Source organism: Pseudomonas sp. DWP3-1-2, from assembly GCF_049896285.1.
GTDB lineage: Bacteria > Pseudomonadota > Gammaproteobacteria > Pseudomonadales > Pseudomonadaceae > Aquipseudomonas.
In genome coordinates this window covers 167,773-191,219 of record NZ_JAFCTZ010000005.1, presented here as the reverse complement: position 1 = coordinate 191,219, position 23,447 = coordinate 167,773, and the positions used below count along the sequence as shown (strand labels likewise).

Here is a 23,447-nt window from a genome sequence, read left to right as displayed (position 1 = left end):
CCAGCGGCCGACAGTGCTTTCAGCCATTCATGTAGGAAATTGCAGTGCGTTGGTCAGATCGCCCATGGGCACTTGGCCGCGCGCGATCATTGCACTGTCGCGCTCCTTGAGGCCGTCGAGTTTTTCCAGGCCATGAATGCGAGTAATCAGACGCAAGATGGAGGCGGTGTCGTACACGGTGTGATCCACGGTGCCCTTGCGGGCGAACGGCGAGACCACCAGCGCCGGCACCCGTGAGCCGGGCCCCCAACGGTCACCCAGCGGTGGCGCAACCGGGTCCCACCAACCGCCGTTTTCATCGACGGTGATCACGATGACCATGTTCTGCCATTGAGGGCTTTCGCGCAGCACCTTGATAACGCGGTCGATGTGCCGATCTCCAGCGGCAATATCGGCGTAGCCGGCGTGCATGTTCAGATTGCCTTGGGGTTTGTAAAAGGTAACGGCCGGCAATTTTCCCGCCTGGGCGTCAGCGAGAAACTTATTGGTGCTTGATTCATCCCCAAGGCCGCCGTCACGCAAACGCCTGGCGCGCTCGGCAGGGTGTTGCGGGCCTTGCTGGACGAAATAGTTGAAAGGCTGGTGGTGATACTGAAAGTTGGGGATCTTCGGGATGCCGGTGGAATCCTTGAATTGGTCGAGCGTGACCTGCCAGGCGCCTGCATACCAGGCCCAGTCGACATTCTTTTTAGTCAACTTGTCGCCGATGTGTTCGTGAGTTTGCGGTACCAGCACATTGGGCAGGTCCGGCTTGGAGTAATCCGGTTTTTCAGGGTCCCGCAGCCAGGTCGGCCAATAGGGCGGGGCCAGGGTATTGACCGCGAAACCGTCCGGGGTCAGGGCGCTGGGGCCGAATTGCGGTGGCCCGGTCATGGCGCTGGCGGGGGATTTTTCCAAGGGTTTGAGCCGTGTATCACGGGGATTGTCACTTTCCAGCGTGGCGATCTGTGACTTCGCGACCGACGAAGCCGCATTCGGATAAAACGGCGCCGTGGCGGCGATCAGGTACTGGTGGTTCAGGAATGAGCCGCCGAAAGCGCCTTGAAAGAAGTTGTCGCAGAGTACGAACTCCTTGGCGACGTCCCACAGACGCAACGAATACTGGCTCTGGGCGTAATGGCCCATGGTCAATCCGCCAGAGTCTGCCCAGGCCACAAACCGGTCGTTCTTGCCACCGTTGATCTGCATCTGGTTCTGATAGAACACGTGCCACAAGTCACGGGTCACCAGGCCAAACGGCAAGTCCTCGCCATCCAGGCCCTTGAGCGGATAGGGCGCGTTGGGCAGGTTTTCCTGAAATTGGCCGCTTACCGGATAGGTGACGCCGTCAACGGTTTGCGGCCCCAGTTGCAATACGCCGCCCCAGGCCGGTGGCAGGCTTTTCAGCAGCGTGCCGTCGCGGTCGCGCTGTTGATAGTCCTCAGGGTTCAGTGAATCAAGAGGCTTTTCCACCCCTGGAAAGTTGCCGAACAGATTCGCAAAGCTGCGATTCTCGGCATAGATCACGACCACGGTTTTCACGTTGTCGCTCAACGCCTTGTCCAGCGCAGCGCCGCTCAGTGGAGCGGTTGTTTTCACGGGTGATTGCTCGCTGGCCTTTACGTAGCTGCCCAGGGTCGCGCTCGCGCCCAATACCGCTACGCCGCCGAGGAAACGACGTCTGCTGACATCGGGTTGGGTGCTGTCATCCGGTTGGTCGCTCATGCTGACGTCTGCTCGCTGCGAAATTGTTACATTATGTTTCGCAGAAGCCTAGCGAGGCTATGTGACGGTATTGCGACAGCGAACCCGTCCTGATCGGGTGAAGTATTGAGGCTCCGTTCGCACTCATTTGGATAGCTGCGACAGATTAGAAATGAGACCGGATGCAATTTTGCCCTTGCTCCGCTAGCATTAGCGGTCTTCCGCTTCCCAGTTGCGACGGTTATCGATGAGTTATCAGGTTCTTGCACGTAAATGGCGTCCGCGCTCGTTCCGCGAAATGGTCGGCCAGACTCATGTGCTGAAGGCTCTGATCAATGCGCTGGACAGTCAGCGATTGCACCATGCCTATCTGTTTACGGGCACGCGCGGGGTGGGCAAAACCACCATCGCCCGCATCATAGCCAAATGCCTTAATTGCGAGACCGGCATCACATCGACGCCGTGTGGTAGCTGTTCGGTGTGCCGTGAAATCGACGAAGGCCGGTTTGTCGACCTGATCGAGATCGACGCCGCGAGCCGTACCAAGGTCGAGGACACCCGCGAGTTGCTGGATAACGTGCAGTACGCGCCCAGTCGCGGACGCTTCAAGGTCTATCTGATCGACGAAGTGCACATGCTGTCCAGCCACTCGTTCAATGCGTTGCTCAAGACCCTTGAAGAGCCGCCGCCATACGTCAAGTTCATCCTGGCAACCACCGATCCGCAGAAGCTTCCGGCGACCATCCTCTCCCGCTGCCTGCAGTTCTCGTTGAAGAACATGACCCCTGAACGCGTGGTTGAGCATCTGAGTCACGTGCTGGGTGTCGAGAACGTTCCTTTTGAAGACGACGCGCTCTGGTTGCTGGGACGTGCCGCTGATGGATCGATGCGCGATGCCATGAGCCTGACCGACCAGGCGATTGCGTTCGGGGAAGGCAAAGTTCTCGCTGCCGACGTGCGTGCCATGCTGGGGACGCTGGATCACGGTCAGGTATTCGACGTCTTGACTGCGTTGATCGAAGGCGACGCTCGCAGTCTGCTGGAGGCCGTGCGTCACCTTTCCGAGCAGGGGCCGGACTGGAACGGTGTGCTGTCGGAAATCCTCAATGTGCTGCACCGCGTGGCGATCGCTCAGGCATTACCCGAAGGCGTGGACAACGGCCATGGCGATCGGGATCGCGTGCTTGCACTGGCCCAGGCGCTGCCTGCCGAAGACGTTCAGTTTTATTACCAGATGGGGCTGATCGGTCGTCGTGACCTGCCGCTGGCCCCCGATCCCCGTGGCGGGTTCGAAATGGTCCTGCTGCGAATGCTGGCTTTCCGGCCCGCAGACAGTACGGATGCGCCCAGACAGCCGTTAAAGACAGTGGGGATCAATCAGGCCACAGTTGATTCCCGACAAACAGTGGCCGGGGCGCAACCTGTCGCACCGGTAACAACCGATTCTTCGGTCCGCACTCCAACTCCGGTCAGTGTTGAACCGGTGAGTGCGCCAGTCGTCGAAAAGCCAGCCCCGGCGGCGATTCAAGCGCCGCCTGAGCCTGAGGTTGATCTGCCGTGGAACGAACCCAAGGCATCTGCGCCAACGCTTGACGCTGCGCCGCACGTGGAAGAGGCGGAGCCTGAAAGCGCGCCCGTGGTCGAACCTGTGCCGGAGCCTGTACTCGATACCGTGGCCGAACAGCCGGAGCTGACGCCGATGCCCCACCCGGCACCCGCGACGCCGGTACCGGATGCGCCAGAGGTCGAAATCCCGCCGTCAGAAGACACCGTCGCTCAGGACGTGGCCCCGGCGATGCGTGAAGCCGTTCCAGACAATGCCTACGTGCCAGCGCCCATGGACCGCGACGACGAACCGCCCATGGATGATGACTATGTCGAGCCTGACGTCGATATTGATCCGGCGTCCTACAGTTATCTGGACGAGCTGGCGCACGAAAGCGTGGCAGAAGAGGTCGAAGCAGAACCGGCCCCGGCGTTGATGCCTGCCACCGGTCTGGCGCTGGAATGGCTGGAAATGTTTCAAGAACTGCCGATTTCGGGCATGACGGGCAGTATTGCCGCCAACTGCACGCTGATCGCAGTGGACGGTGATAATTGGCTGCTGCATCTGGACCCGGCGCACAGTGCGCTGTTCAACCCGACCCAGCAGCGCCGCCTGAATGACGCGCTCAATCAATTCAAAGGCCGAACCATCAATTTGCGTGTCGAGCTGATCAAGCCCGAGCAGGAAACCCCGGCCCAGGCCGCTTCGCGCATGCGCGCCGAGCGTCAGCGGCAGGCCGAGGCGTCGATCCACGGCGATCCGTTCATCCAGCAGATGCTGCAACAGTTTGGCGCGGTGATCCGGGAGGATACGATTAAACCTGTAGACGCTCCGGTTACCCAGACTCATTAACGAACGGCGCGGTGCTTCAGGGCGCAGCGTCAGATAACCACATTGATTTGCGAGGAGATATCCCATGATGAAAGGTGGCATGGCCGGCCTGATGAAGCAGGCACAGCAGATGCAGGAAAAAATGGCCAAGATGCAGGAAGAACTGGCCAATGCCGAAGTGACGGGGCAATCGGGTGCAGGCCTGGTGAGCGTCGTCATGACCGGTCGTCACGATGTCAAACGCATCAATCTGGATGACAGCCTGATGCAGGAAGACAAGGAAGTGCTCGAAGACCTGATCGCCGCCGCCGTTAACGACGCGGTGCGCAAGATCGATCAGGCCAGCCAGGAAAAGACCGCCAGCATGACCGCGGGCATGCAGTTGCCGCCGGGTATGAAACTGCCGTTCTGATCCAGCACAGCGTTCCGAAAATGCCAGACCTCGTGTCTGGCATTTTTTTTGGGTGGCGCCCACCGGTATCGAGCCCGCACATTCAACCGAACGGCTGTGGTGCATGAAGGTCTGTTTTGCATACCCGTGGAAATCATCTTCAAGGAGTCCCTGCGATGACCCAAGAACTCATCCTTAATCAGCGAATCGTTCTGGCCTCGCGCCCCAACGGTGCGCCCACCCCTGAAAACTTTCGTCTGGAACGCGAGGCATTGGCCGATCTGGAAGAGGGTGAAGTGCAACTGCGCACGCTGTATCTGTCCCTTGATCCGTACATGCGTGGCCGCATGAGCGACGCACCGTCCTACGCCGATCCCGTTGCCATCGACGCGGTCATGGAAGGTGGCGCGGTGAGCGTTGTCGAGCAATCGCGTAACCCGCGTTTCGCGCCGGGCGATCTGGTGGTGGGGCAAACCGGCTGGCAGACCCACAGCATCAGCGACGGCACGTTGCTGCAATCGGTGCCCAAGGGCTTGCCCAGCGAGTCCATGGCCGTGGGTGTGCTGGGTATGCCCGGCATGACCGCCTACATGGGGCTGATGGACATCGGCAAGCCAAAGGCCGGGGAAACCCTGGTGGTGGCTGCGGCATCCGGTGCAGTGGGCTCTGTGGTCGGTCAGGTGGCGAAGTTGCAAGGGCTACGGGTCGTGGGCATCGCCGGTGGCGCCGACAAGTGCCGCTACGTGGTGGACGAATTGGGCTTCGATGCCTGTATCGATCACAAAGGCGAGCACTTCGCTGACGAGCTCAAACAAGCCTGCGGCGGCGGGATCGACATCTACTTCGAGCTGGTCGGCGGCAAGGTGTTCGATGCCGTGTTGCCCCTGCTCAATGCGCGCGCCCGCATTCCATTGTGCGGCGTGATCGCCCAATACAATGCCCAGGGTGCCGCAGAAGGTGAAAATAAACTTCCGCTTCTAATGCGCACGCTGCTGACCAAACGCGCGTTGATCCAGGGTTTTATCGTCTATGAGGCGTACGGTCATCGTTGCGACGAGTTCATCACCGAAATGCTGCCCCTGGTGACTGACGGCAAAGTGAAGTTTCGCGAGGACGTGGTGGACGGTCTGGAACAGGCCCCCGAAGCCTTCATCGGTTTGCTCGAAGGCCGCAACTTCGGCAAGTTGGTGGTCAAGGTTTCGAACGCGTGAATTGACGCTGCCTACGAGGCGCGGGTATAAACCGCGTCTTGTGTTTTTGTCGGACCTTTCTCCATGAGCTTCAGCCCCCTGATTCGCCAGTTGATCGATGCCTTGCGCACTTTGCCAGGGGTGGGTCAGAAGACCGCGCAACGTATGGCGCTGCAGCTGCTTGAGCGTGATCGCAGTGGCGGCTCGCGCCTTGCGTTGGCGCTGAGCCAGGCCATGGAGGGCGTCGGCCACTGCCGTTTGTGTCGGACCTTGACCGAAGACGACCTTTGCCCGCAATGCGCCGATCCGCGTCGGGATGACACGCTGCTGTGTGTGGTCGAAGGGCCTATGGACGTCTATGCCGTGGAACAGACAGGCTATCGCGGGCGCTATTTCGTCCTCAAGGGCCACCTCTCGCCTCTGGATGGCCTGGGGCCTGAAGCCATCGGCATTCCGCAACTGCTGACGAGGATCACCGAGCAGGGCACCTTCACCGAGGTCATCCTCGCCACCAATCCCACGGTCGAGGGTGAGGCAACTGCGCACTACATCGCGCAGTTGCTGACCAACAAAGGGTTGATCACCTCACGCATCGCTCACGGCGTGCCGTTAGGTGGCGAGCTGGAGCTGGTGGACGGCGGGACGTTGGCGCATTCGTTCGCGGGGCGCAAGCCGATCGCGTTGTGATTCGTCCCTGATCCGTTGGAGCGAGCGGGCAGCGCTCCAACGGTATCCCTTCGTTATTCGGTCAGGCCGAAATCAGTCAGGCAGAACGTCGGGATCTGCATGTCCTGCAAGCGCCTGGAACCACCCAGTTCAGGAAGATCGATGATTGCGGCGGCTTCATGGATGTGAGCGCCCATGCGCCGGATCAGGTTGGCCGCGGCGATCAAGGTGCCACCGGTGGCGATCAGGTCATCGAACATCACCACTGAGTCGCCTTCACACAAGCTGTCGGCATGAACCTCCAGATACGCCTGGCCGTATTCGGTCTGGTACGCTTCGGAGAGGACATCGGCGGGCAGCTTGCCTTGCTTGCGGAACAGGATCAGCGGTTTGTTCAGCTCATAAGCGATGATCGAGCCGATCAGAAAACCGCGTGCGTCCATCGCGCCGATATGGGAAAAGTCGGCGTCAATGTAGCGCTGCACGAAGCTGTCCATGATCAGGCGAGTGGCTTTGGGCGATTGGAAGAGCGGGGTGATATCCCGGAAAATAACCCCCGGCTTTGGGAAGTCCACAACCGGGCGGATCAGGGATTTGAAGCAGAATTCGTCGACAATCATAAAGGTGATCCAGGGCAGGAGTGAATTGCACGCCTAGTCTAAAGCGGCCCGCTCTGGATCGCACCCTCAGCTTTCGATCGCACCACCGGCCAGCGCGCAGAGCTGGATAGGGTCGAGAATCTGGATTTCCTTGCCTTCGGCGGCAATCAGCTCGTTCTGCTGGAAGCGCGTGAATACCCGAGAAACCGTTTCCACGGCCAGCCCCAGATGGTTGCCGATTTCGTTACGGGACATGCTCAGGCGGAACTGATTGGCGGAGAAGCCACGGGCCCGGAAACGGGCTGAAAGGTTGACGAGGAATGTCGCAATGCGTTCGTCGGCGGTCTTCTTCGACAGCAGTAACATCATTTGCTGGTCATCACGGATTTCCCGGCTCATGACCCGCATCAACTGGCGACGCAGCTGGGGCAACTGTACGGACAACTCATCCAGGCGTTCGAACGGAATTTCGCAGACCGAGGTGGTTTCCAGTGCCTGAGCCGAGACCGGGTAAGCCTCCGAATCCATGCCTGACATGCCCACCAGTTCGCTGGGCAGGTGGAAGCCGGTCAATTGCTCTTCGCCACTGTCGCTGATATTGAAGGTTTTAAGCGCGCCGGAGCGGACAGCGTATACCGATCCGAAAATGTCACCCTGACGGAACAGGAACTCTCCTTTCTTCAGCGGGCGACCACGCTTGACGATTTGGTCAAGGGCGTCCATGTCTTCGAGATTCAAGGAAAGGGGCAGGCAAAGAGGAGCCAGACTGCAATCCTTGCAGTGAGCCTGGGTGTGAGCACGCAACTTTACTGGCTCAGACATTAGTTCAATCCTTGTAGGAAAACACGCATAAGTCGTAAGGGTAACTCACCGACAGCGATTCCGGCCAGTGCCTTTAAACGTGCTTTCATCAAGCTTTGCCGAAACGGGCCGATAGCTTTGGAATAAACGGCTTTCTGAACAGGGGTTGTCACTCATGTGGTCACCAACACTTACTGCCATCAGTAACGCATTTTTGCGTACCAACAAGCCTTCGGAACCCGCCTCGACCGAGGCCACCGCCGACAAGGCGGCAACCGGCCAGACGAAAACCAGCGAAAGCGCACAGGTCACCTTGTCGGCCGCTGGCCAGGCCCGGGCCATGCTGTCGCGTTCCTCCAATCCCGACATCGCCCAGAGTGGCCTGCCCGATTCCGTCCAGAAAATCCTGACGTCCGTGCGCGAATCCCAGAAAGGCATGGACCGGCTGGCCAATGAGTTGAAAGCGGCCATGAAGGACAAGAACCTGACCCCTGAAATGCGTCAGGCCAAAGTCTCGGCGCTGCAAACGGTATCGGCCATCTATCAGCGTCAGGTCAGCAATACCACGTCGGATTTATCATCGGTCATGGGCAAACTCAAGCTCAGTTCAGCTGACAAATTGAAAGCCAGCATGTTGGTCATGACCAAGATGTAGTGCGCAAGGCGCTGAACCCGCCTTGCGCCATGCCTGATCAAATGACGCGTGAAAACCGCTGTCGATTCTGCTGTGAGAGGTGGGCGTCAAACACCATGCACACCGACCGAACCAACAAGCGACCGGCAGGCAGGACGCGTATGCCGTTGGCGTCCAGCTCGATCAGGCCGTCAGTGGCCATCTTCGCCAGTTCGGGCCAAAGCTCGCTGAAGTAAGCGCGAAAATCAATCTCGAATTCCTCTTCGATGTCGACGAAGTCCAGGCTGAAATGGCAGATCAACTGCTGGATCACGGCACGGCGCACGCGATCGTCCTCAGTGCAGATCAAACCGCGTTTGGTCGCCAGTTGATCACTGGCCAACAGGCTCTGGTAATCGCTGAGGTCGCTGCTGTTCTGGCTATACAAATCACCGATCTGACTGATGGCTGAGACGCCCAGGCCAATCAGGTCGCAATGGCCGTGAGTGGTGTAGCCCTGAAAGTTACGCTGCAATGTCAGTTCTTCCTGGGCCACGGCCAGTTCGTCATCCGGCAGGGCAAAGTGATCCATGCCGATGTATCGGTAACCCGCTTTGGTCAGTTGTTTGATGGTGCCCTCAAGCATCAACAGTTTGTTTTCGGGCGAGGGCAGGTCGGCGGCGTCGATACGGCGCTGCGGCATGAAACGTTCAGGCAGGTGCGCGTAGTTGAACACCGACAGCCGATCCGGCTGCAGCGCGATGACCTCATCGACAGTGTGCGCGAAAGCCTCGGGTGTCTGCTTGGGCAGCCCGTAGATCAGGTCGATATTCACCGAGCGAAATTGCAAGGTGTGCGCGGCTTCGATGATGGCTTGGGTTTCCTCAAGGCTTTGCAGGCGATTGACCGCACGCTGGACTTGTGGGTCCAGGTCTTGCAGACCAAGACTGACCCGATTGAAACCCAATTCTCGCAGCAGACCCATGGTCGACCAGTCGGCTTCCCGTGGGTCGATCTCGATGCCGTAGTCGCCGGAATCATCGTCGAGCAGATTGAAATGCGTGCGCAGTTGGGTCATGAGCTGGCGCAATTCATCATGACTGAGGAACGTGGGCGTGCCGCCACCGAAGTGCAGTTGCTCCACCACCTGGCCGGGGTCAAGGTGGCAGGCGATCATCTGGATTTCATGCTCCAGACGTTGCAGGTAGGCTTGGGCGCGTCCGCGATCCTTGGTGATGACTTTGTTACAGGCGCAGTAGTAGCAGATGTTCGCGCAGAACGGGATATGGATATACAGCGACAAAGGGCGCATCGCCTTGCGGCTGTCGCGCAGAGCGTGGAGTAAGTCGAAGGCCCCTACTTGTGTCTGAAATTGCACGGCTGTTGGGTAGGACGTATAGCGCGGTCCCGCCAGATCATAGCGGCGTATCAGATCAGAATCCCATTGAATAGCGTCGAGCATGCGGGCGTTCCCCGGATAGGCTGGCAGTGCTGGTCAGTCTAGGGAAGGCAGATAGCGGGGGTGTTGATGTGGGTCAATGCCCCATCAGCCAATGCTGGTGCGGGCCGGGCAGGGTCCAGATGCCGAACAGAATCACCAGTAGACCGCCCGCCATGCGCACGCCACGTTTGCGCAACAGTGCCGTCGTGCGCTCGGCGGCCAGACCGGTCGCCAGCAGCACGGGCCAGGTTCCCAGACCGAACGCCAGCATCAGCAGGGCGCTGTCCAGTGCATTGCCCTGGCTGGCCGACCACAGCAAGGTGCTGTAGACCAGTCCGCACGGCAGCCATCCCCAAAGGGCGCCCAGCAGCATTGCTTTGGGCACGCTCGACACCGGCAGCAGCTTGCTGGCGACTGGCTGTATGTGACGCCAGAGGCCGCGTCCCAGGTTTTCAATACGGGTGAGGCCGCTCCACCAGCCGGCAAGGTACAAACCCATGGCGATCAACAGCAGCGCGGCAATGATGCGCAGCACCATTGCCGCCGGGCTGTTGGCCACCGCCCAGCCTGCCAGGCCGATCAACAGACCTGCCGTTGCATAGCTCAGGATGCGGCCGAGGTTATAAGCCAGTAGCAGGCGAAAGCGTTGGCTGCGCTGCTCTTTGGGTATCGCCAGGGTCAGCGCCCCCATCAAGCCGCCGCACATGCCCAGGCAATGGCCGCCACCCAAGAGGCCGAGTATCAGTGCCGAGACCAGCAGCGGGGCCAGGTCAATCATGAAAGCCGGGGCCGGCAGCGGTGCAGATCAAGCATGGGGTTCATTCCTGGGCGGTTGCTGCCCTTTGTGCATGGCCTCATCCACTGCCGCCTGATGGTTCGGATCCTGTTCGTCGAACAGAATGCTATGGGCCGGGCTGTCCAGATCGTCGTACTGACCGCTGTCAACCGCCCAGAAAAAGACGTAGATGGCGACGGCCACGATGAGCAGTGCCGCAGGGATCATGATGTAGAGCGCTGGCATAAAGCCTCCGAAGCCGCTTGCCGGGTCATGTCGGCAACAGGCGGGTAGTGGGTGCCGCTAATGACTCGACGCCTGGCATCCGCGTGAGGCGCAAGGCATTGAGCACAACGATCAACGAACTGACGGACATGCCGACAGCGGCCCAGACCGGCGTTATCCAGCCCAGCGCCGCGAACGGCAACATGAGGCCATTGTACAGCCCGGCCCACACCAGATTCTCGATGATTACCCGGCGGGTGCGGCGCGCCAGACCGAAGGCCTGGACCAGCGCCTGCAAACGATTGGACAGCAGTACCGCGTCGGCGCTGGTCTTTGCCAGATCGGTGGCGCAACCCATCGCCACACTGATATCGGCGGCTGCCAGCACGGGCACATCGTTAACCCCATCACCCAGCATCAACACCTTGCGGCCCTGGCTATGCAGTTGTTTCAGCACCGCCAGCTTGTCGTCCGGACGCAGGCCGCCCCGTGCTTCGTCGATGCCCAGCTCGGCGGCGACACTGGCAACCATGGGCGAGCTGTCACCCGACAGCAGCAGGGTTTTCCAGCCACGGGCCCGGCAGGCTTGCAGCAGTTCGAAGGCGTCGTCGCGCAGGCGGTCATCCAGAATGAACCACGCCAGCGGTCCCTGGCTGTCGCCCAGCAACAGATGCTGACCCGCATCATCGGGCGTCGGCGGAAGGTTGCTGGCGCTCAAGGCACAGACAAAATCGGGCTGACCAATGCGCAATTTTCGCTCGCCAACCACGCCTTCCAGGCCCGAGCCAGGCTGGCTCTGAACATCTTCGGCCGCAATCGGGGCTCGGCCGAAGGCTCGGGCAATAGGGTGTTCGGAACGGTTTTCCAGCGCTGCCGCCAGGCCCAGACACGTATCGGCATCCAGCGCCCCCAGCGGTCTGATGGCACGCAAGGCGAGACGGCCTTCGGTCAGGGTCCCGGTCTTGTCGAAAATGACCGTGTCGATCTGGTTCAAGCCTTCGAGTACATGGCCGCGCGTCAGCAGCAGCCCGAGTTTATGCAACGTGCCGGTTGCCGCCGTCAGCGCTGTCGGCGTCGCCAGTGACAAGGCACACGGACAGGTGGCAACCAGCATGGCCAGCACGATCCAGAATGCCCGGGACGCGTCGATCTGCCACCACAGGACGCCGATGGCGGCGGCCAGGATCAATGAAATCAGCAGGAACCACTGCGCCGCCCGATCGGCGATCTCCGCAAGGCGGGGTTTGTCTGCCTGGGCGCGCTCCAGCAGGCGAACGATGGCCGACAGCCGCGTTTCATGGCCCAGGGCCAGGACTTCAACGGTCAGTGCGCCCTCGACGTTCAGCGTACCGGCCGTCACCGCATCGCCGGACTGGCGAGGTTGCGGCAGGTATTCACCCGTCAACAGTGACTCATCGACGCTGGACTGGCCTTCGATGATGCGTCCATCCGCGGGCAGAACCGAGCCTGGATGCACAAGGACATGATCGCCGGTGCGCAGCTCGCTGAGCAGAATGCGCTCGCTTTGTCCGTCGGCACTCAGGCGCAGGCAAGAGGCGGGCAGCAGATTGACCAGTTGCGCCGTCGCCGCAGCCGTGCGCTCCCGGGCACGGCGTTCAAGGTAACGGCCCGCCAGCAGGAATAGCGCAAACATGCCCACCGCGTCGAAATACAATTCGCCATGGCCGGTAACCGCCGTCCAGATCCCGGCGACGTAGGCGCCACCGATTGCCAGCGACACCGATACGTCCATGGTGAGATGGCGGGTGCGCAGGTCGCGCATGGCGCCGCGAAAGAAAGGCGCGCAGCTGTAGAACACAATGGGCGTGGTGAGGAACATCGCGACCCAGCGCAGGATGGTGTGCATCTCGGGACTGAGGTCGATGTTGAATTCCGGCCAGGTGGCCATGGTCGCCATCATCGCCTGGAACCACAACAGACCGGCCACTCCCAACTGGCGCAGGGCCAGTCGATTCTCGCCAGCCAGTTGTTCGGCCGCGCGATCAGCCTGGTAGGGATGAGCGACATAGCCGATATGGCGCAGTTCGCTGAGCAATTGACTTAACGGCAACTGGCTATCGGCCCAGCGCACATGCAGACGGTGGTTGGACAGGTTCAGGCTGGCCTCAGCCACGGCCGGCAGGCGGCGCAGGTGCTTTTCGATCAACCAGCCGCAGGCTGCGCAACTGATGCCTTCCATCAGTAACGTGGTTTCCGACAGCTCGCCGTCGTGGTGAACAAAGGTTGCCTGCACGTCAGCACGGTCATAGAGCGCCAGTTCGTCCACCAACTGCACGGGCAGGGTTTCGGGATTGGCGGATGCCTCGCTGCGGTGGCTGTAATAGCTTTCCAGACCCCCGGCAACGATGGCTTCGGCCACCGCCTGGCAGCCGGGACAGCACATCTCTCGGGTTTCCCCAAGCACGACAGCGGTAAAGCGACTGCCCGATGGAACGGGCAGGGCGCAGTGATAGCAGGGGGTGGGTTGGGTCATTTAGACAGCCGGATGGTGAGCATTGGCGCTGTTAGAGCGCCGGGGTTGCGATCTACCTTGCCCGCGAAGGCGATATTCGACACGCGAATCTGTGTTGAGTTTACCAGCCTCTTCGTGGGCAAGCCTCGCTCCAGCGGGTTCGCGCCACGCTCAAGTCAATTTTTCAGTTCTTCAAGTCTTCGGCACCCTGAATGGGTTCGTCGCCCAGGGCCAGATCCTTGTCGTGACTGACCTGTTCCTCTTCGAACAGGCGCCAGGTCTGGCCTTCCTGTACGCCCAGAAGTTCGACGAAGCGACGGCCCTCGACCTTATCGGTCAACTGGCCGATATAACGTCCGGCGTCCGACGGGCTGCGGGTCAGGATGATTTTGCGATCCTTCTCTGGCTGCGTTGGCGAAATCAGGTTCAGCTCGACGGTGTCGGGCTGGCTGTCACCGCTCAGGCGCAACTCGGCTTCGCCGGTCAGTTCATCCAGGTGCACGGTGGCGCGCAGCTTGAGGGTCTGCGCCAGCCGTTCACGGTTGAGCGAGCGGTTGATGCCTTTGCCAGCCTCGTAATAGTTGTCATTGACGAGGTTGTCCGGGTTGTTTACAGCAATAGTCACCATGGACAGCGTCAGCGTCACCGAGCAGGCCAGAATACCGATGATGATCCATGGCCAAAGGTGCTTGTACCAGGGGCTTGAAGCGGTTGCGACAGACATGACGGACTTCTCTTATCGTACTTGTGGGCCAATGAACCGGCTCTTCGTTTCGGCATGGGTGCCGCCGTTATCGGCATCCTGAAGGATGAACGTGACCTCGTTGGTGCTTGAAGGCAGCATCTCCGGAGCGCTCGACAGTTCGACCGGCATGGTGAATATCTCGCCGGCCGCGACCTTGAATTCGCGACGCCCTTGCAGTTTCAGATCCGGCAGGCCGGTGGCATCCAGAACGTAGGTGTGGTCCACCTGATCCTTGTTCATGACCTTGAGACTGTAAACGTTTTCGATACGTCCTTCGGCGTTTTCCCGGTACAGCACGCGATCCTTGCTGACGTCGAAGCCCACCAGCGAGCGCATGACAAACGCCGACACCAGCAAGCCGATCATCAACAGCAACACCAGCGCGTAGCCTATCAGGCGCGGCCGCAGTTTGTGGGTGACCTGGCCGGACAGGTTGTGCTCGGTGGTGTAACTGATCAAGCCGCGAGGGTAATTCATCTTGTCCATGATGGTGTCGCAGGCGTCGATACAGGCGGCGCAACCAATGCATTCGATTTGCAGGCCGTCGCGGATGTCGATACCGGTCGGGCAGACCTGCACGCACATCGTACAGTCAATGCAATCGCCAAGGCCCTGGGCCTTGTAGTCCGCGTCTTTTTTACGCGTGCCGCGTTTTTCGCCGCGACGTGGGTCGTAAGACACGATCAGCGTGTCCTTGTCGAACATCACGCTCTGGAATCGGGCGTAAGGACACATGTAAATGCACACTTGCTCGCGCAGCCATCCGGCGTTGCCATACGTGGCCAGAGTGAAGAAGCCGACCCAGAAATAAGCCCAGCCGTCCGCCTGACCGGTGAACAGTTCCAGGGTCAGGTCACGAATCGGCGCGAAGTAACCGACAAAAGTCAGGCCGGTCACGAAGCCGATCAATAGCCACATACTGTGCTTGGCCAGCTTGCGTACGAGCTTGTTGGCACTCATGGGTGCCTTGTCGAGTTTGATGCGCTGGTTGCGATCACCTTCGGTGACTTTCTCGCACCACATGAAAATCCAGGTCCAGACGCTTTGCGGGCAGGTATAGCCGCACCAGACACGCCCGGCATAGACCGTAATGAAGAAGAGGCCGAAGGCACTGATGATCAGCAGACCCGACAACAGAATGAAGTCCTGAGGCCAGAACGTAGCCCCGAAAATGTAGAACTTGCGCTCCGGCAGGTTCCACCATACGGCCTGATGCCCGCCCCAGTTGAGCCACACGGTCCCGAAATACACCAGGAACAGCAGGCCACCACCGACCATGCGCAGATTGCGAAACAGACCGGTAAAGGCGCGGGTGTAGATTTTCTCTCGCGCAGCGTAGAGGTCCACCGTGCTGTTATCTTTTTTCGGTGGCGGGGTGACGTTGTGTACGGGAATCTGATTGCTCATCGGTGCATCCCACGGCAGTGGAAAAATGCCCCGGTCAGTACGTGCCGACGGGGGTCAGAGGTGCGCTGTTATGGCGTCAATGATACGCCTCCCGCTGCTCTGCAAGGGTGCGACCTTTGGTCGCGTTGGGTCGCAATGATTCTTAGTGTAGGAAATTTTTAGCGGTATTGATGCAGGTCAAGTGAGGCGCTGAATGATGCAGGGTATTTGGGTCTGCACCCGCGCTTCAGCATCGTCAGGAACAATGGCAGGCGCAATGGAGGCAGTCGTGAAGTGCAGCGCTCAGCGGTTGTCCGAAAAAACGGACCCATCAAACTCGGTTGATGGGGCCGTCTGGTCTGGCAAGTGCGCGGTGAGGCTACTTGGCTTCTTCGGTTTTTTCACCGTGGGAAAGGCTGTACACATAGGCCGCCAGCAGGTGCACTTTGTCGTTGCCCTGGATAGCTGCCTGGGCCGGCATCTGACCCTGACGACCGTAGCGGATGGTCTGTTGCAGTTGAGCGAAGCTCGAACCGTAGATGAACGCACCGGGGTGACTCAGGTCAGGCGCGCCCATTGCCGGGGTGCCTTTACCTTCAGGGCCGTGGCAGGCTACGCAGTTGGCTGCAAATATCTTCTGACCGGCCACCGGATCAGCCTTGGCATCTGCCGGCAATGTGCGACCGTCCAGTTTGGTCAGCACGTAGGCTGACACGTCCCGCACGCCCTGTTCGCCGACCACTTCGCCCCAGCCCGGCATGACCGCGTGACGACCACCCATGATGCTGGTCTTGATGGTTTCAGGCTCGCCACCCCAGCGCCAGTCGGCGTCGGTCAGGTTAGGAAAGCCATAGGCTCCCTTGGCATCGGAACCATGGCAGACCGAGCAGTTGGAGGCGAACAACCGGCCACCCATTTTCAGCGCTTGCGGGTCTTTGGCGACCTCCTCAATGGGCATGGCGGCGAACTTGGCGAAGATCGGGCCAAATCGGGCATCCGCACGCACCAGTTCCTTTTCCCATTCGTGGACGCCGGTCCAGCCGACCTGACCGTCGGAAAACTCGGTTTTCTTATCGTTATCCAGGTAAGCGTAACCCGGCAGGATGCCCGTCCAGTTCCCCAGGCCCGGATACAAGACCAGATAGCCGAGCGAAAAGATGATGGTGGCCACGAACAGCATGAACCACCACTTGGGCAGCGGGTTGTCGTACTCCTCGATGCCATCGAAGGAGTGACCGACGGTTTCTTCAGTGGCTTCGGCGCGCTGGCCCTTGCGGGTGGACAGCAGCAGCCAGGTCAGCCCGAAGATCGTACCCAGGGTGAGGACTGTGACGTACAGACTCCAAAACGTACTCATTTGTTGCTCCTGGAAGCTTTCGCTTGCTCGACGTGCTTGATGGCTTCGGGATCATCCGCGAAGGGCAGCAAGGTCGCGTCTTCAAACTCTGACTTGCGCTTGGGGCTGAACACCCACAGTGCCAGACCGATAAAGGCCACCATCACCACCACGGTGCCAAGGCCTCGAATCATCCCGATATCCATCAGAATCACCGTTTGCTTTTGATGATGGTGCCAAGGCCTTGCAGGTAGGCCACCAGTGCGTCCATTTCCGTCTTGCCTTTCACGGCCGCCTGGGCACCGGCGATGTCTTCGTCGGTGTACGGCGTGCCGAGCGTGCGCAAGACTTCCAGTTTCTTCGCGGTTTCCTTGCCATCGAGCTTTTTCTCGACCAGGAAGGGGTACGACGGCATTTTCGACTCAGGCACTACGTTGCGCGGGTTGTACAAGTGCGCGCGGTGCCAGTCGTCGGAGTAACGGCCGCCCACCCGGGCCAGGTCCGGGCCGGTGCGCTTGGAACCCCACAGGAACGGGTGGTCCCAGACGCTTTCCCCGGCAACCGAATAGTGGCCGTAGCGTTCGGTCTCGGCACGGAACGGACGGATCATCTGCGAGTGGCAGCTGACACAGCCGTTGGCGATGTAAACGTCGCGACCTTCGACTTCCAGTGCGGTGCGCGGCTTCATGCCTTCGACCGGTTTATTGGTCACGTCCTGAAAGAACAGCGGCACGATCTGGGTCAGGCCGCCGATGCTCACGGCAATGACCATGAAGAAGGCCAGCAGGCCGACATTCTTCTCGATGACTTCATGCTTCATCAGTGAGCTCCCGCAACAGCGATCTGGGCAGCGGCTTCAGCTTCGGCCGGGTCGGAGGCGCGAACGGTTCGCCACACGTTGTAGGCCATGAACAGCATGCCGCTGGCGAAGAACGCACCCCCAACCATGCGCACGATGAACCCCGGGTGGCTGGCTTGCAGGGCTTCGACGAACGAATAGGTCAAGGTGCCGTCATCGTTGATCGCACGCCACATCAGGCCTTGAGTGATGCCGTTGACCCACATCGACGCGATGTACAACACGGTGCCGATGGTCGCGAGCCAGAAGTGGGCATTGATCAGGCCGACGCTGTGCATCTGTGGCCGACCGAAGACTTTCGGGATCATGTGATACAGCGCGCCGATTGAGATCATCGCCACCCAGCCCAACGCGCCAGCGTGAACGTGGCCGATGGTCCAGTCGGTGTAATGGGAGAGGGAGTTGACGGTCTTGATGGCCATCATCGGACCTTCAAAGGTCGACATGCCGTAGAACGCCAGGGACACCACCAGGAAGCGCAGGATCGGGTCGGTGCGCAATTTATGCCAGGCGCCCGACAGGGTCATCATGCCGTTGATCATCCCGCCCCAGCTTGGCGCCAGAAGGATGATCGACATCGCCATGCCCAGGGATTGAGCCCAGTCCGGCAGCGCGGTGTAGTGCAGGTGGTGCGGACCGGCCCAGATGTACAGGGTGATCAGTGCCCAGAAGTGCACGATGGACAGGCGATAGGAGTAGATCGGACGCTCGGCCTGCTTGGGCACGAAGTAATACATCATCCCCAGAAAGCCGGTGGTGAGGAAAAACCCCACCGCGTTGTGGCCGTACCACCACTGAATCATGGCGTCCGTCGCACCGGCATAGGCCGAATAGGACTTGAACAGGCTGACCGGCAGCGACATGTGGTTGACGATGTGCAGCATCGCAGTGACCACGATGAACGCGCCGTAGAACCAGTTGCCGACGTAAATATGTTTAGTCTTGCGTTTGGTGATTGTGCCGAAGAACACAGCGCCGTAAGTCACCCAGACAATGGCCAGCAGAATAGCAATCGGCCATTCCAGTTCGGCGTACTCCTTGGTGGTCGTATAGCCCAGCGGCAAGGTGATGAGCGCACCGACGATCACGGCTTGCCATCCCCAGAAGGTGAAGGCCGCCATGCTGTCGGAAATCAGCCGCGTCTGGCAGGTCCGCTGCACGACGTAGTAGGAAGTGGCGAACAGGGCGCAGCCACCGAACGCGAAGATCACCAGATTGGTGTGCAACGGGCGCAGGCGTCCGAACGTCGTCCATTCAAGGCCGAAGTTCAAGTCAGGCCACACCAGTTGTGAGGCGATGAATACACCTAATCCCATGCCAAGGATTCCCCAGACCACCGTCATGATGGCGAACTGGCGAACGACCTTATAGTTATAAGCAGTCTGACTGATTGCTGTGCTCATTCTAAGGTTCCACGGTTTGGATATTTATTAGAGTTTTAACGGGCGCAGGTATGGGGAAAGCAGCGGTCAGTGCAGCACGACAGGCGTGTTGCACATGCTCTCCGAAGCAGAAACTACGGCCCTTTCAGGCAGGTCCCGAACGCAAGGCGCACGAATATACGTGCTCAAGCAGACTGAAAAAGGCAGGGGAGACAGGACTTGTGAGGTAGGGCGCGTGAGTGTCGGACAGTTGGCTACATACCCGGCAGGGCCCGAACAGACGATGAATCAGTCTGCCAGCGTTTACCGTGCATGAATGTCGGACACATTCCTTTCACTTGGCCTGTGGCCAGCTATCGCCAGTCCACTATTCGGGCAAGCTTAGACCTGAAAGGCTGGGGTGGGAAGCCATACCAACGAGGGGTGCGACACTTGGTCGCGCAAAGAAGGGGAACTGCCGCACCCCGTTGCAGGGTGCGGCGTTCTTGAGATTCAACCTATTGCTGAATCGTTACTGCGCCTTGTTTACCTTGCCCGCGAGTTGATCAGGACCCTTGGACAGGCTGTAAACATAAGCGGCCAACAACTGCACTTTGTCATTGCCCAGCAAATCGGCCTGAGCTGGCATATGACCTTGGCGACCGAGACGAATGGTCTGTTGCAGTTGCGCCAGGCTGGTGCCATAGATGAAACCGCCTGGCTGGGTCAGGTTCGGAGCGCCCATTGCTTCGACGCCTTTACCTGCAGCACCATGACACGCTACACAGGTGGAGCTGAACACTTGCTGTCCGGCTTCAAGGTTGGCCGTTTCATCGGCGGCCAGTGGCAAGCCGGCCAGAGAGTGGCGAACGTAGGCTGCAACGTTTTTCACGCCTTCCTCACCGATGACTGCGCCCCAGGCTGGCATGACCGCCATGCGCCCACCCATGATGGTGGTTTTGATGGTGTCAGCGGCACCGCCCCAACGCCAGTTCTGGTCGGTCAGATTCGGGAAGCCATAGGCACCCTTGGCGTCCGAGCCGTGGCAGACCGAGCAGTTGGAAGCAAACAGGCGACCGCCCATTTTCAGCGCCTGCGGGTCCTTGGCGACTTCTTCCACCGGCATGGCGGCGAATTTGGCGAAGATAGGACCGAACTTGGCATCAGCCTTATCCATTTCCTTCTGCCATTCGTTGACGCCGGTCCAGCCGTTTTCGTAGCCAGGCAGCACGCCTTTCCAGTTGCCCAGGCCCGGGTAGAGGATCAGGTAACCGACTGCAAACACCAGCGTGGCGGCGAACAACATGAACCACCACTGTGGCAGCGGATTGTCATATTCCTCGATGCCGTCGAAGCTGTGACCCATTGTCTGGTCGGTGCTGCCCTTGGTTTCGCCCTTGCGGGTACCGACCAACAGCCAGGTCAGGCCGATCAGGCTGCCAATGGTCAGCACGCAGATGTAGGTGCTCCAGAAGGTGGTCATGAGTGGTTACTCCGGGCGACAGACTGCTCTTTGGAGAGTCGCTCTTGTGAAAGTTGCTCTTTGACGGGTGTCGGCAAGGGTTCGTCAGCGAACGGCGCCAGACGCGCTTCAGCAAATTCCGAGTTGCGTCTGCTGCTGAAGACCCAGAGCGACAGGCCGATAAACGCGATTGCCACCACTAACGTGCCGAGGCCGCGCAAGTCTTGGATATCCATGGCTTACCTCTTGCTCTTGATCGAAGTGCCGAGCACTTGCAGATAAGAAACCAGAGCGTCCATCTCGGTTTTGCCCTTGAGGGATGCTACGGCGCCGGTGATGTCGCTGTCGGTGTAAGGCACGCCCAGGGTGCGCATGGCCTTGATCTTGGCTTCGGTATGGCTGCTGTCCACCGGCTGGGTCACCAGCCAAGGGTAAGCAGGCATCTTCGACTCAGGGACCACGTTGCGCGGGTTGTACAAGTGCGCACGGTGCCAGTCATCCGAGTAGCGAGCGCCCACCCGGGCAAGGTCCGGACCGGTGCGCTTGGAGCCCCACAGGAACGGGTGATCCCAAACGCTCTCACCGGCAACCGAATAGTGGCCGTAACGTTCGGTCTCGGCACGGAATGGACGAATCATCTGCGAGTGGCAACCTACACAGCCTTCGCGAATGTAGATGTCCCGACCTTCCAGTTGCAGAGCGGTGTAAGGCTTCATGCCTTCGACCGGCTTATTGGTGACGTCCTGGAAGAACAGCGGGACGATCTGGGTCAGGCCACCGATGCTGACAGCCAGTACCATCAGGATCATCAGCAGGCCGACGTTTTTTTCAATGACTTCATGTTTCATGGTGGACTCCTCAGGCCATCTGCGCAGCGGCGGCAGCGTCGACAGGGTTGGAAGCCCGCACGGTGCGCCAAGTGTTGTAAGCCATCAGGAACATGCCGCTGAGGAAGATCGCACCGCCCACCATCCGCACGATGAAGCCAGGGTGGCTGGCCACCAGCGTTTCAACGAAGGAGTAAGTCAGGGTGCCGTCTTCGTTCACCGCACGCCACATCAGGCCTTGCGCAATGCCGTTGACCCACATCGAAGCGATGTACAACACCGTGCCGATCGTGGCGAGCCAGAAGTGCGCGTTGATCAGGCCGATGCTGTGCATCTGTGGTCGACCGAAGACTTTCGGAATCATGTGGTACAGCGCGCCGATGGAGATCATCGCCACCCAGCCCAATGCGCCAGCGTGAACGTGGCCGATGGTCCAGTCGGTGTAGTGAGACAGAGAGTTGACGGTCTTGATGGCCATCATCGGACCTTCAAAGGTCGACATGCCATAGAACGCCAGGGACACCACCAGAAAGCGCAGGATCGGATCGCTGCGCAGCTTATGCCAGGCACCCGACAGGGTCATCATGCCGTTGATCATGCCGCCCCAGCTTGGCGCCAGCAGAATCAGTGACATCACCATGCCCAGGGACTGAGCCCAGTCCGGCAGAGCGGTGTAGTGCAGGTGGTGCGGGCCGGCCCAGATGTACAGGGTGATCAGTGCCCAGAAGTGCACAATGGACAACCGATACGAGTAAACCGGACGTTCGGCCTGCTTGGGTACGAAGTAGTACATCATCCCCAGGAAGCCCGCCGTGAGGAAGAAGCCCACCGCGTTGTGGCCATACCACCACTGCACCATGGCATCGGTCGCGCCGCCGTACAGCGAGTAGGATTTGGTCAGACTGACGGGCAATTCCAGGTTGTTGACGATGTGCAGAAGTGCAACGGTGAGAATGAATGCGCCGAAAAACCAGTTGCCCACGTAGATGTGCTTGGTGGTGCGTTTTGCCAATGTGCCGAAGAACACGATGGCGTAGGCCACCCAGACGACAGCGATCAGGATATCGATCGGCCATTCCAGTTCTGCGTATTCCTTGGAACTGGTGTAGCCCAGTGGCAGACTGATAGCCGCCAGCAGGATCACCAATTGCCAGCCCCAAAAGGTAAAGGCCGCCAATTTAGGAAGAAACAGCTGGGTCTGACAGGTGCGCTGAACCGAGTAATAGGAGCTGGCAAACAATGCACAGCCACCGAATGCAAAGATCACGGCGTTGGTATGAAGTGGACGCAAGCGACCAAAGCTTGTCCACGGTAGGTCAAAGTTAAGTTCAGGCCAAACCAGTTGGGCGGCGAGGAAGACGCCAAGTCCCATCCCGACGATCCCCCAGATCACCGTCATAATGACGAACTGGCGGACCACCTGATAGTTATAGGCGGTGCTGTTAGTAGTGTTCATTTAGGTGTATTTCCCATCCAGCTAGGTCGGGGCCATCACGCACGGTTATAGCTCCGGGTTATTGGCAGACTCATCAAAAGCGAGGCAAGCATGAGCAATGGGCAAATTGCCTGTATTGACGAAGATCAATGCGCGCAACTGGCAAAGGACAATGGCTGGTTATGGAACCGGGCAAACGGGCAATCAGGCAGCAAAATCGCGACCTTGATGCTGGCGCACGGTGCTGGGGCGCCCATGGACAGCGCCTTCATGGATGACATGGCATCGCGCCTGTCGGCACAAGGCGTCAACGTGATGCGGTTTGAGTTTCCCTACATGGCCCAGCGCCGCATTGACGGTCGCAAGCGGCCGCCCAATCAACAGGCGCAACTGCTTGAATGCTGGCGCACCGTCTATGCCAGCCTGCGACCTCATGTCACTGGATGCCTGGCCATTGGTGGCAAGTCCATGGGCGGTCGGATGGCCAGTCTGGTGGTTGATGAACTGGGCGTTGATGCGCTGGTGTGTCTGGGCTATCCCTTCTATGCGGTGGGGAAACCGGAAAAGCCACGGGTGGCGCATCTGGCTGAGCTTAAAACCTCAAGCCTGATCGTTCAGGGCGAGCGAGATGCGCTGGGCAATCGTGAGGCGGTTGAGGGTTACGTGTTATCGAACGCGATCGAGCTGTTGTGGCTACCCACCGCCAACCATGACCTCAAACCCCTGAAAGCATCCGGCATTACGGATCAAGCGTGTCTGGAGACAGCGGCACAACGTGTCGCGCAGTTCCTGATGGCGTGAA

The 23,447-nt window shown here is 59.6% G+C and carries 23 protein-coding genes; 6 read left to right on the top strand and 17 right to left on the bottom strand.

From position 1 onward, the window contains the following. Positions 1 to 27: 27 nt before the first annotated feature. A complete protein-coding gene (gene acpA / locus ACP7B0_RS14280; RefSeq protein WP_426142054.1) occupies positions 28 to 1,704 on the bottom strand; it encodes an acid phosphatase in 1,677 nt (558 codons plus the stop codon). A 226-nt stretch (positions 1,705 to 1,930) separates the two neighbouring features. Here acpA and dnaX point away from each other — a divergent pair, with 226 nt between their 5' ends. The 4 genes from dnaX to recR all read left to right on the top strand — a co-directional run bounded on the left by dnaX (position 1,931) and on the right by recR (position 6,328). Beyond that, a complete protein-coding gene (dnaX, locus tag ACP7B0_RS14275) occupies positions 1,931 to 4,081 on the top strand; it encodes a DNA polymerase III subunit gamma/tau (protein ID WP_426142053.1) in 2,151 nt (716 codons plus the stop codon). Positions 4,082 to 4,145: 64 nt separating this feature from the next. Then, complete coding sequence (locus ACP7B0_RS14270) at positions 4,146 to 4,472, top strand: YbaB/EbfC family nucleoid-associated protein (RefSeq protein WP_426142052.1); 327 nt, start codon at positions 4,146 to 4,148, stop codon at positions 4,470 to 4,472. A 155-nt stretch (positions 4,473 to 4,627) separates the two neighbouring features. Next, a complete protein-coding gene (locus ACP7B0_RS14265) occupies positions 4,628 to 5,662 on the top strand; it encodes an NADP-dependent oxidoreductase (protein ID WP_426142051.1) in 1,035 nt (344 codons plus the stop codon). Between the two features lie 63 nt (positions 5,663 to 5,725). Further along, on the top strand, positions 5,726 to 6,328 hold the full coding sequence (recR, locus tag ACP7B0_RS14260; protein WP_426142050.1) for a recombination mediator RecR: 603 nt from the start codon (positions 5,726 to 5,728) through the stop codon (positions 6,326 to 6,328). Between the two features lie 53 nt (positions 6,329 to 6,381). On the opposite strand, the gene ACP7B0_RS14255 is transcribed toward recR, so the two are convergent. Further along, positions 6,382 to 6,927 carry an adenine phosphoribosyltransferase gene (locus tag ACP7B0_RS14255; RefSeq protein WP_426142049.1) on the bottom strand — a complete coding sequence of 182 codons (546 nt, stop codon included), beginning with the start codon at positions 6,925 to 6,927 and terminating at the stop codon, positions 6,382 to 6,384. A gap of 66 nt (positions 6,928 to 6,993) precedes the next feature. Beyond that, on the bottom strand, positions 6,994 to 7,728 hold the full coding sequence (gene fnr, locus ACP7B0_RS14250; RefSeq protein WP_426142048.1) for a fumarate/nitrate reduction transcriptional regulator Fnr: 735 nt from the start codon (positions 7,726 to 7,728) through the stop codon (positions 6,994 to 6,996). A gap of 154 nt (positions 7,729 to 7,882) precedes the next feature. Here fnr and ACP7B0_RS14245 point away from each other — a divergent pair, with 154 nt between their 5' ends. Beyond that, positions 7,883 to 8,362, top strand: coding sequence for a chemotaxis protein (locus ACP7B0_RS14245; RefSeq protein ID WP_426142047.1), 480 nt, complete (start codon positions 7,883 to 7,885; stop codon positions 8,360 to 8,362). 37 nt (positions 8,363 to 8,399) lie between these two features. On the opposite strand, the gene hemN is transcribed toward ACP7B0_RS14245, so the two are convergent. The 14 genes from hemN to ccoN (ACP7B0_RS14175) form a co-directional block, all read right to left on the bottom strand. Continuing rightward, positions 8,400 to 9,782, bottom strand: a complete 1,383-nt coding sequence (gene hemN, locus ACP7B0_RS14240) for an oxygen-independent coproporphyrinogen III oxidase (RefSeq protein WP_426142046.1) — start codon at positions 9,780 to 9,782, stop codon at positions 8,400 to 8,402. Positions 9,783 to 9,855: 73 nt separating this feature from the next. After that, positions 9,856 to 10,539 (bottom strand): sulfite exporter TauE/SafE family protein, encoded by a 684-nt coding sequence (locus ACP7B0_RS14235; RefSeq protein ID WP_426142045.1) that lies wholly within the window; start codon positions 10,537 to 10,539, stop codon positions 9,856 to 9,858. A gap of 27 nt (positions 10,540 to 10,566) precedes the next feature. Next, positions 10,567 to 10,782: a cbb3-type cytochrome oxidase assembly protein CcoS gene (gene ccoS / locus ACP7B0_RS14230; RefSeq protein ID WP_426142044.1), complete on the bottom strand. Its 216-nt coding sequence runs from the start codon at positions 10,780 to 10,782 to the stop codon at positions 10,567 to 10,569. Positions 10,783 to 10,807: 25 nt separating this feature from the next. Continuing rightward, entirely contained in the window at positions 10,808 to 13,255 is a 2,448-nt protein-coding gene (locus tag ACP7B0_RS14225) for a heavy metal translocating P-type ATPase (protein WP_426142043.1), read from the bottom strand. A gap of 163 nt (positions 13,256 to 13,418) precedes the next feature. Beyond that, positions 13,419 to 13,958: a FixH family protein gene (locus ACP7B0_RS14220; RefSeq protein ID WP_426142042.1), complete on the bottom strand. Its 540-nt coding sequence runs from the start codon at positions 13,956 to 13,958 to the stop codon at positions 13,419 to 13,421. Positions 13,959 to 13,970: 12 nt separating this feature from the next. After that, the gene (gene ccoG / locus ACP7B0_RS14215; protein ID WP_426142041.1) at positions 13,971 to 15,386 is read right to left on the bottom strand and encodes a cytochrome c oxidase accessory protein CcoG; all 1,416 of its coding nucleotides are present in this window, start codon (positions 15,384 to 15,386) and stop codon (positions 13,971 to 13,973) included. Between the two features lie 358 nt (positions 15,387 to 15,744). Continuing rightward, on the bottom strand, positions 15,745 to 16,722 hold the full coding sequence (gene ccoP / locus ACP7B0_RS14210) for a cytochrome-c oxidase, cbb3-type subunit III (RefSeq protein WP_426142040.1): 978 nt from the start codon (positions 16,720 to 16,722) through the stop codon (positions 15,745 to 15,747). Next, positions 16,719 to 16,907, bottom strand: coding sequence for a cbb3-type cytochrome oxidase subunit 3 (locus ACP7B0_RS14205; RefSeq protein WP_426142039.1), 189 nt, complete (start codon positions 16,905 to 16,907; stop codon positions 16,719 to 16,721). The genes ccoP (ACP7B0_RS14210) and ACP7B0_RS14205 overlap by 4 nt, the downstream gene beginning before the upstream one ends. A 5-nt stretch (positions 16,908 to 16,912) precedes the next feature. Further along, complete coding sequence (gene ccoO / locus ACP7B0_RS14200) at positions 16,913 to 17,521, bottom strand: cytochrome-c oxidase, cbb3-type subunit II (RefSeq protein ID WP_426142038.1); 609 nt, start codon at positions 17,519 to 17,521, stop codon at positions 16,913 to 16,915. Then, on the bottom strand, positions 17,521 to 18,963 hold the full coding sequence (gene ccoN, locus ACP7B0_RS14195) for a cytochrome-c oxidase, cbb3-type subunit I (RefSeq protein WP_426142037.1): 1,443 nt from the start codon (positions 18,961 to 18,963) through the stop codon (positions 17,521 to 17,523). Before ccoN (ACP7B0_RS14195) ends, ccoO (ACP7B0_RS14200) begins: the two co-directional genes overlap by 1 nt. A gap of 490 nt (positions 18,964 to 19,453) precedes the next feature. Next, positions 19,454 to 20,404, bottom strand: coding sequence for a cytochrome-c oxidase, cbb3-type subunit III (ccoP, locus tag ACP7B0_RS14190; RefSeq protein ID WP_426142036.1), 951 nt, complete (start codon positions 20,402 to 20,404; stop codon positions 19,454 to 19,456). Beyond that, entirely contained in the window at positions 20,401 to 20,619 is a 219-nt protein-coding gene (locus tag ACP7B0_RS14185) for a cbb3-type cytochrome oxidase subunit 3 (RefSeq protein ID WP_426142035.1), read from the bottom strand. The genes ccoP (ACP7B0_RS14190) and ACP7B0_RS14185 overlap by 4 nt, the downstream gene beginning before the upstream one ends. Positions 20,620 to 20,622: 3 nt before the next feature. Then, the gene (ccoO, locus tag ACP7B0_RS14180; protein WP_426142034.1) at positions 20,623 to 21,231 is read right to left on the bottom strand and encodes a cytochrome-c oxidase, cbb3-type subunit II; all 609 of its coding nucleotides are present in this window, start codon (positions 21,229 to 21,231) and stop codon (positions 20,623 to 20,625) included. 10 nt (positions 21,232 to 21,241) lie between these two features. After that, positions 21,242 to 22,666, bottom strand: coding sequence for a cytochrome-c oxidase, cbb3-type subunit I (gene ccoN, locus ACP7B0_RS14175; protein WP_426142033.1), 1,425 nt, complete (start codon positions 22,664 to 22,666; stop codon positions 21,242 to 21,244). Positions 22,667 to 22,756: 90 nt separating this feature from the next. Here ccoN (ACP7B0_RS14175) and ACP7B0_RS14170 point away from each other — a divergent pair, with 90 nt between their 5' ends. Further along, positions 22,757 to 23,446, top strand: coding sequence for an alpha/beta family hydrolase (locus tag ACP7B0_RS14170; RefSeq protein ID WP_426142032.1), 690 nt, complete (start codon positions 22,757 to 22,759; stop codon positions 23,444 to 23,446). Position 23,447 lies beyond the last annotated feature (1 nt).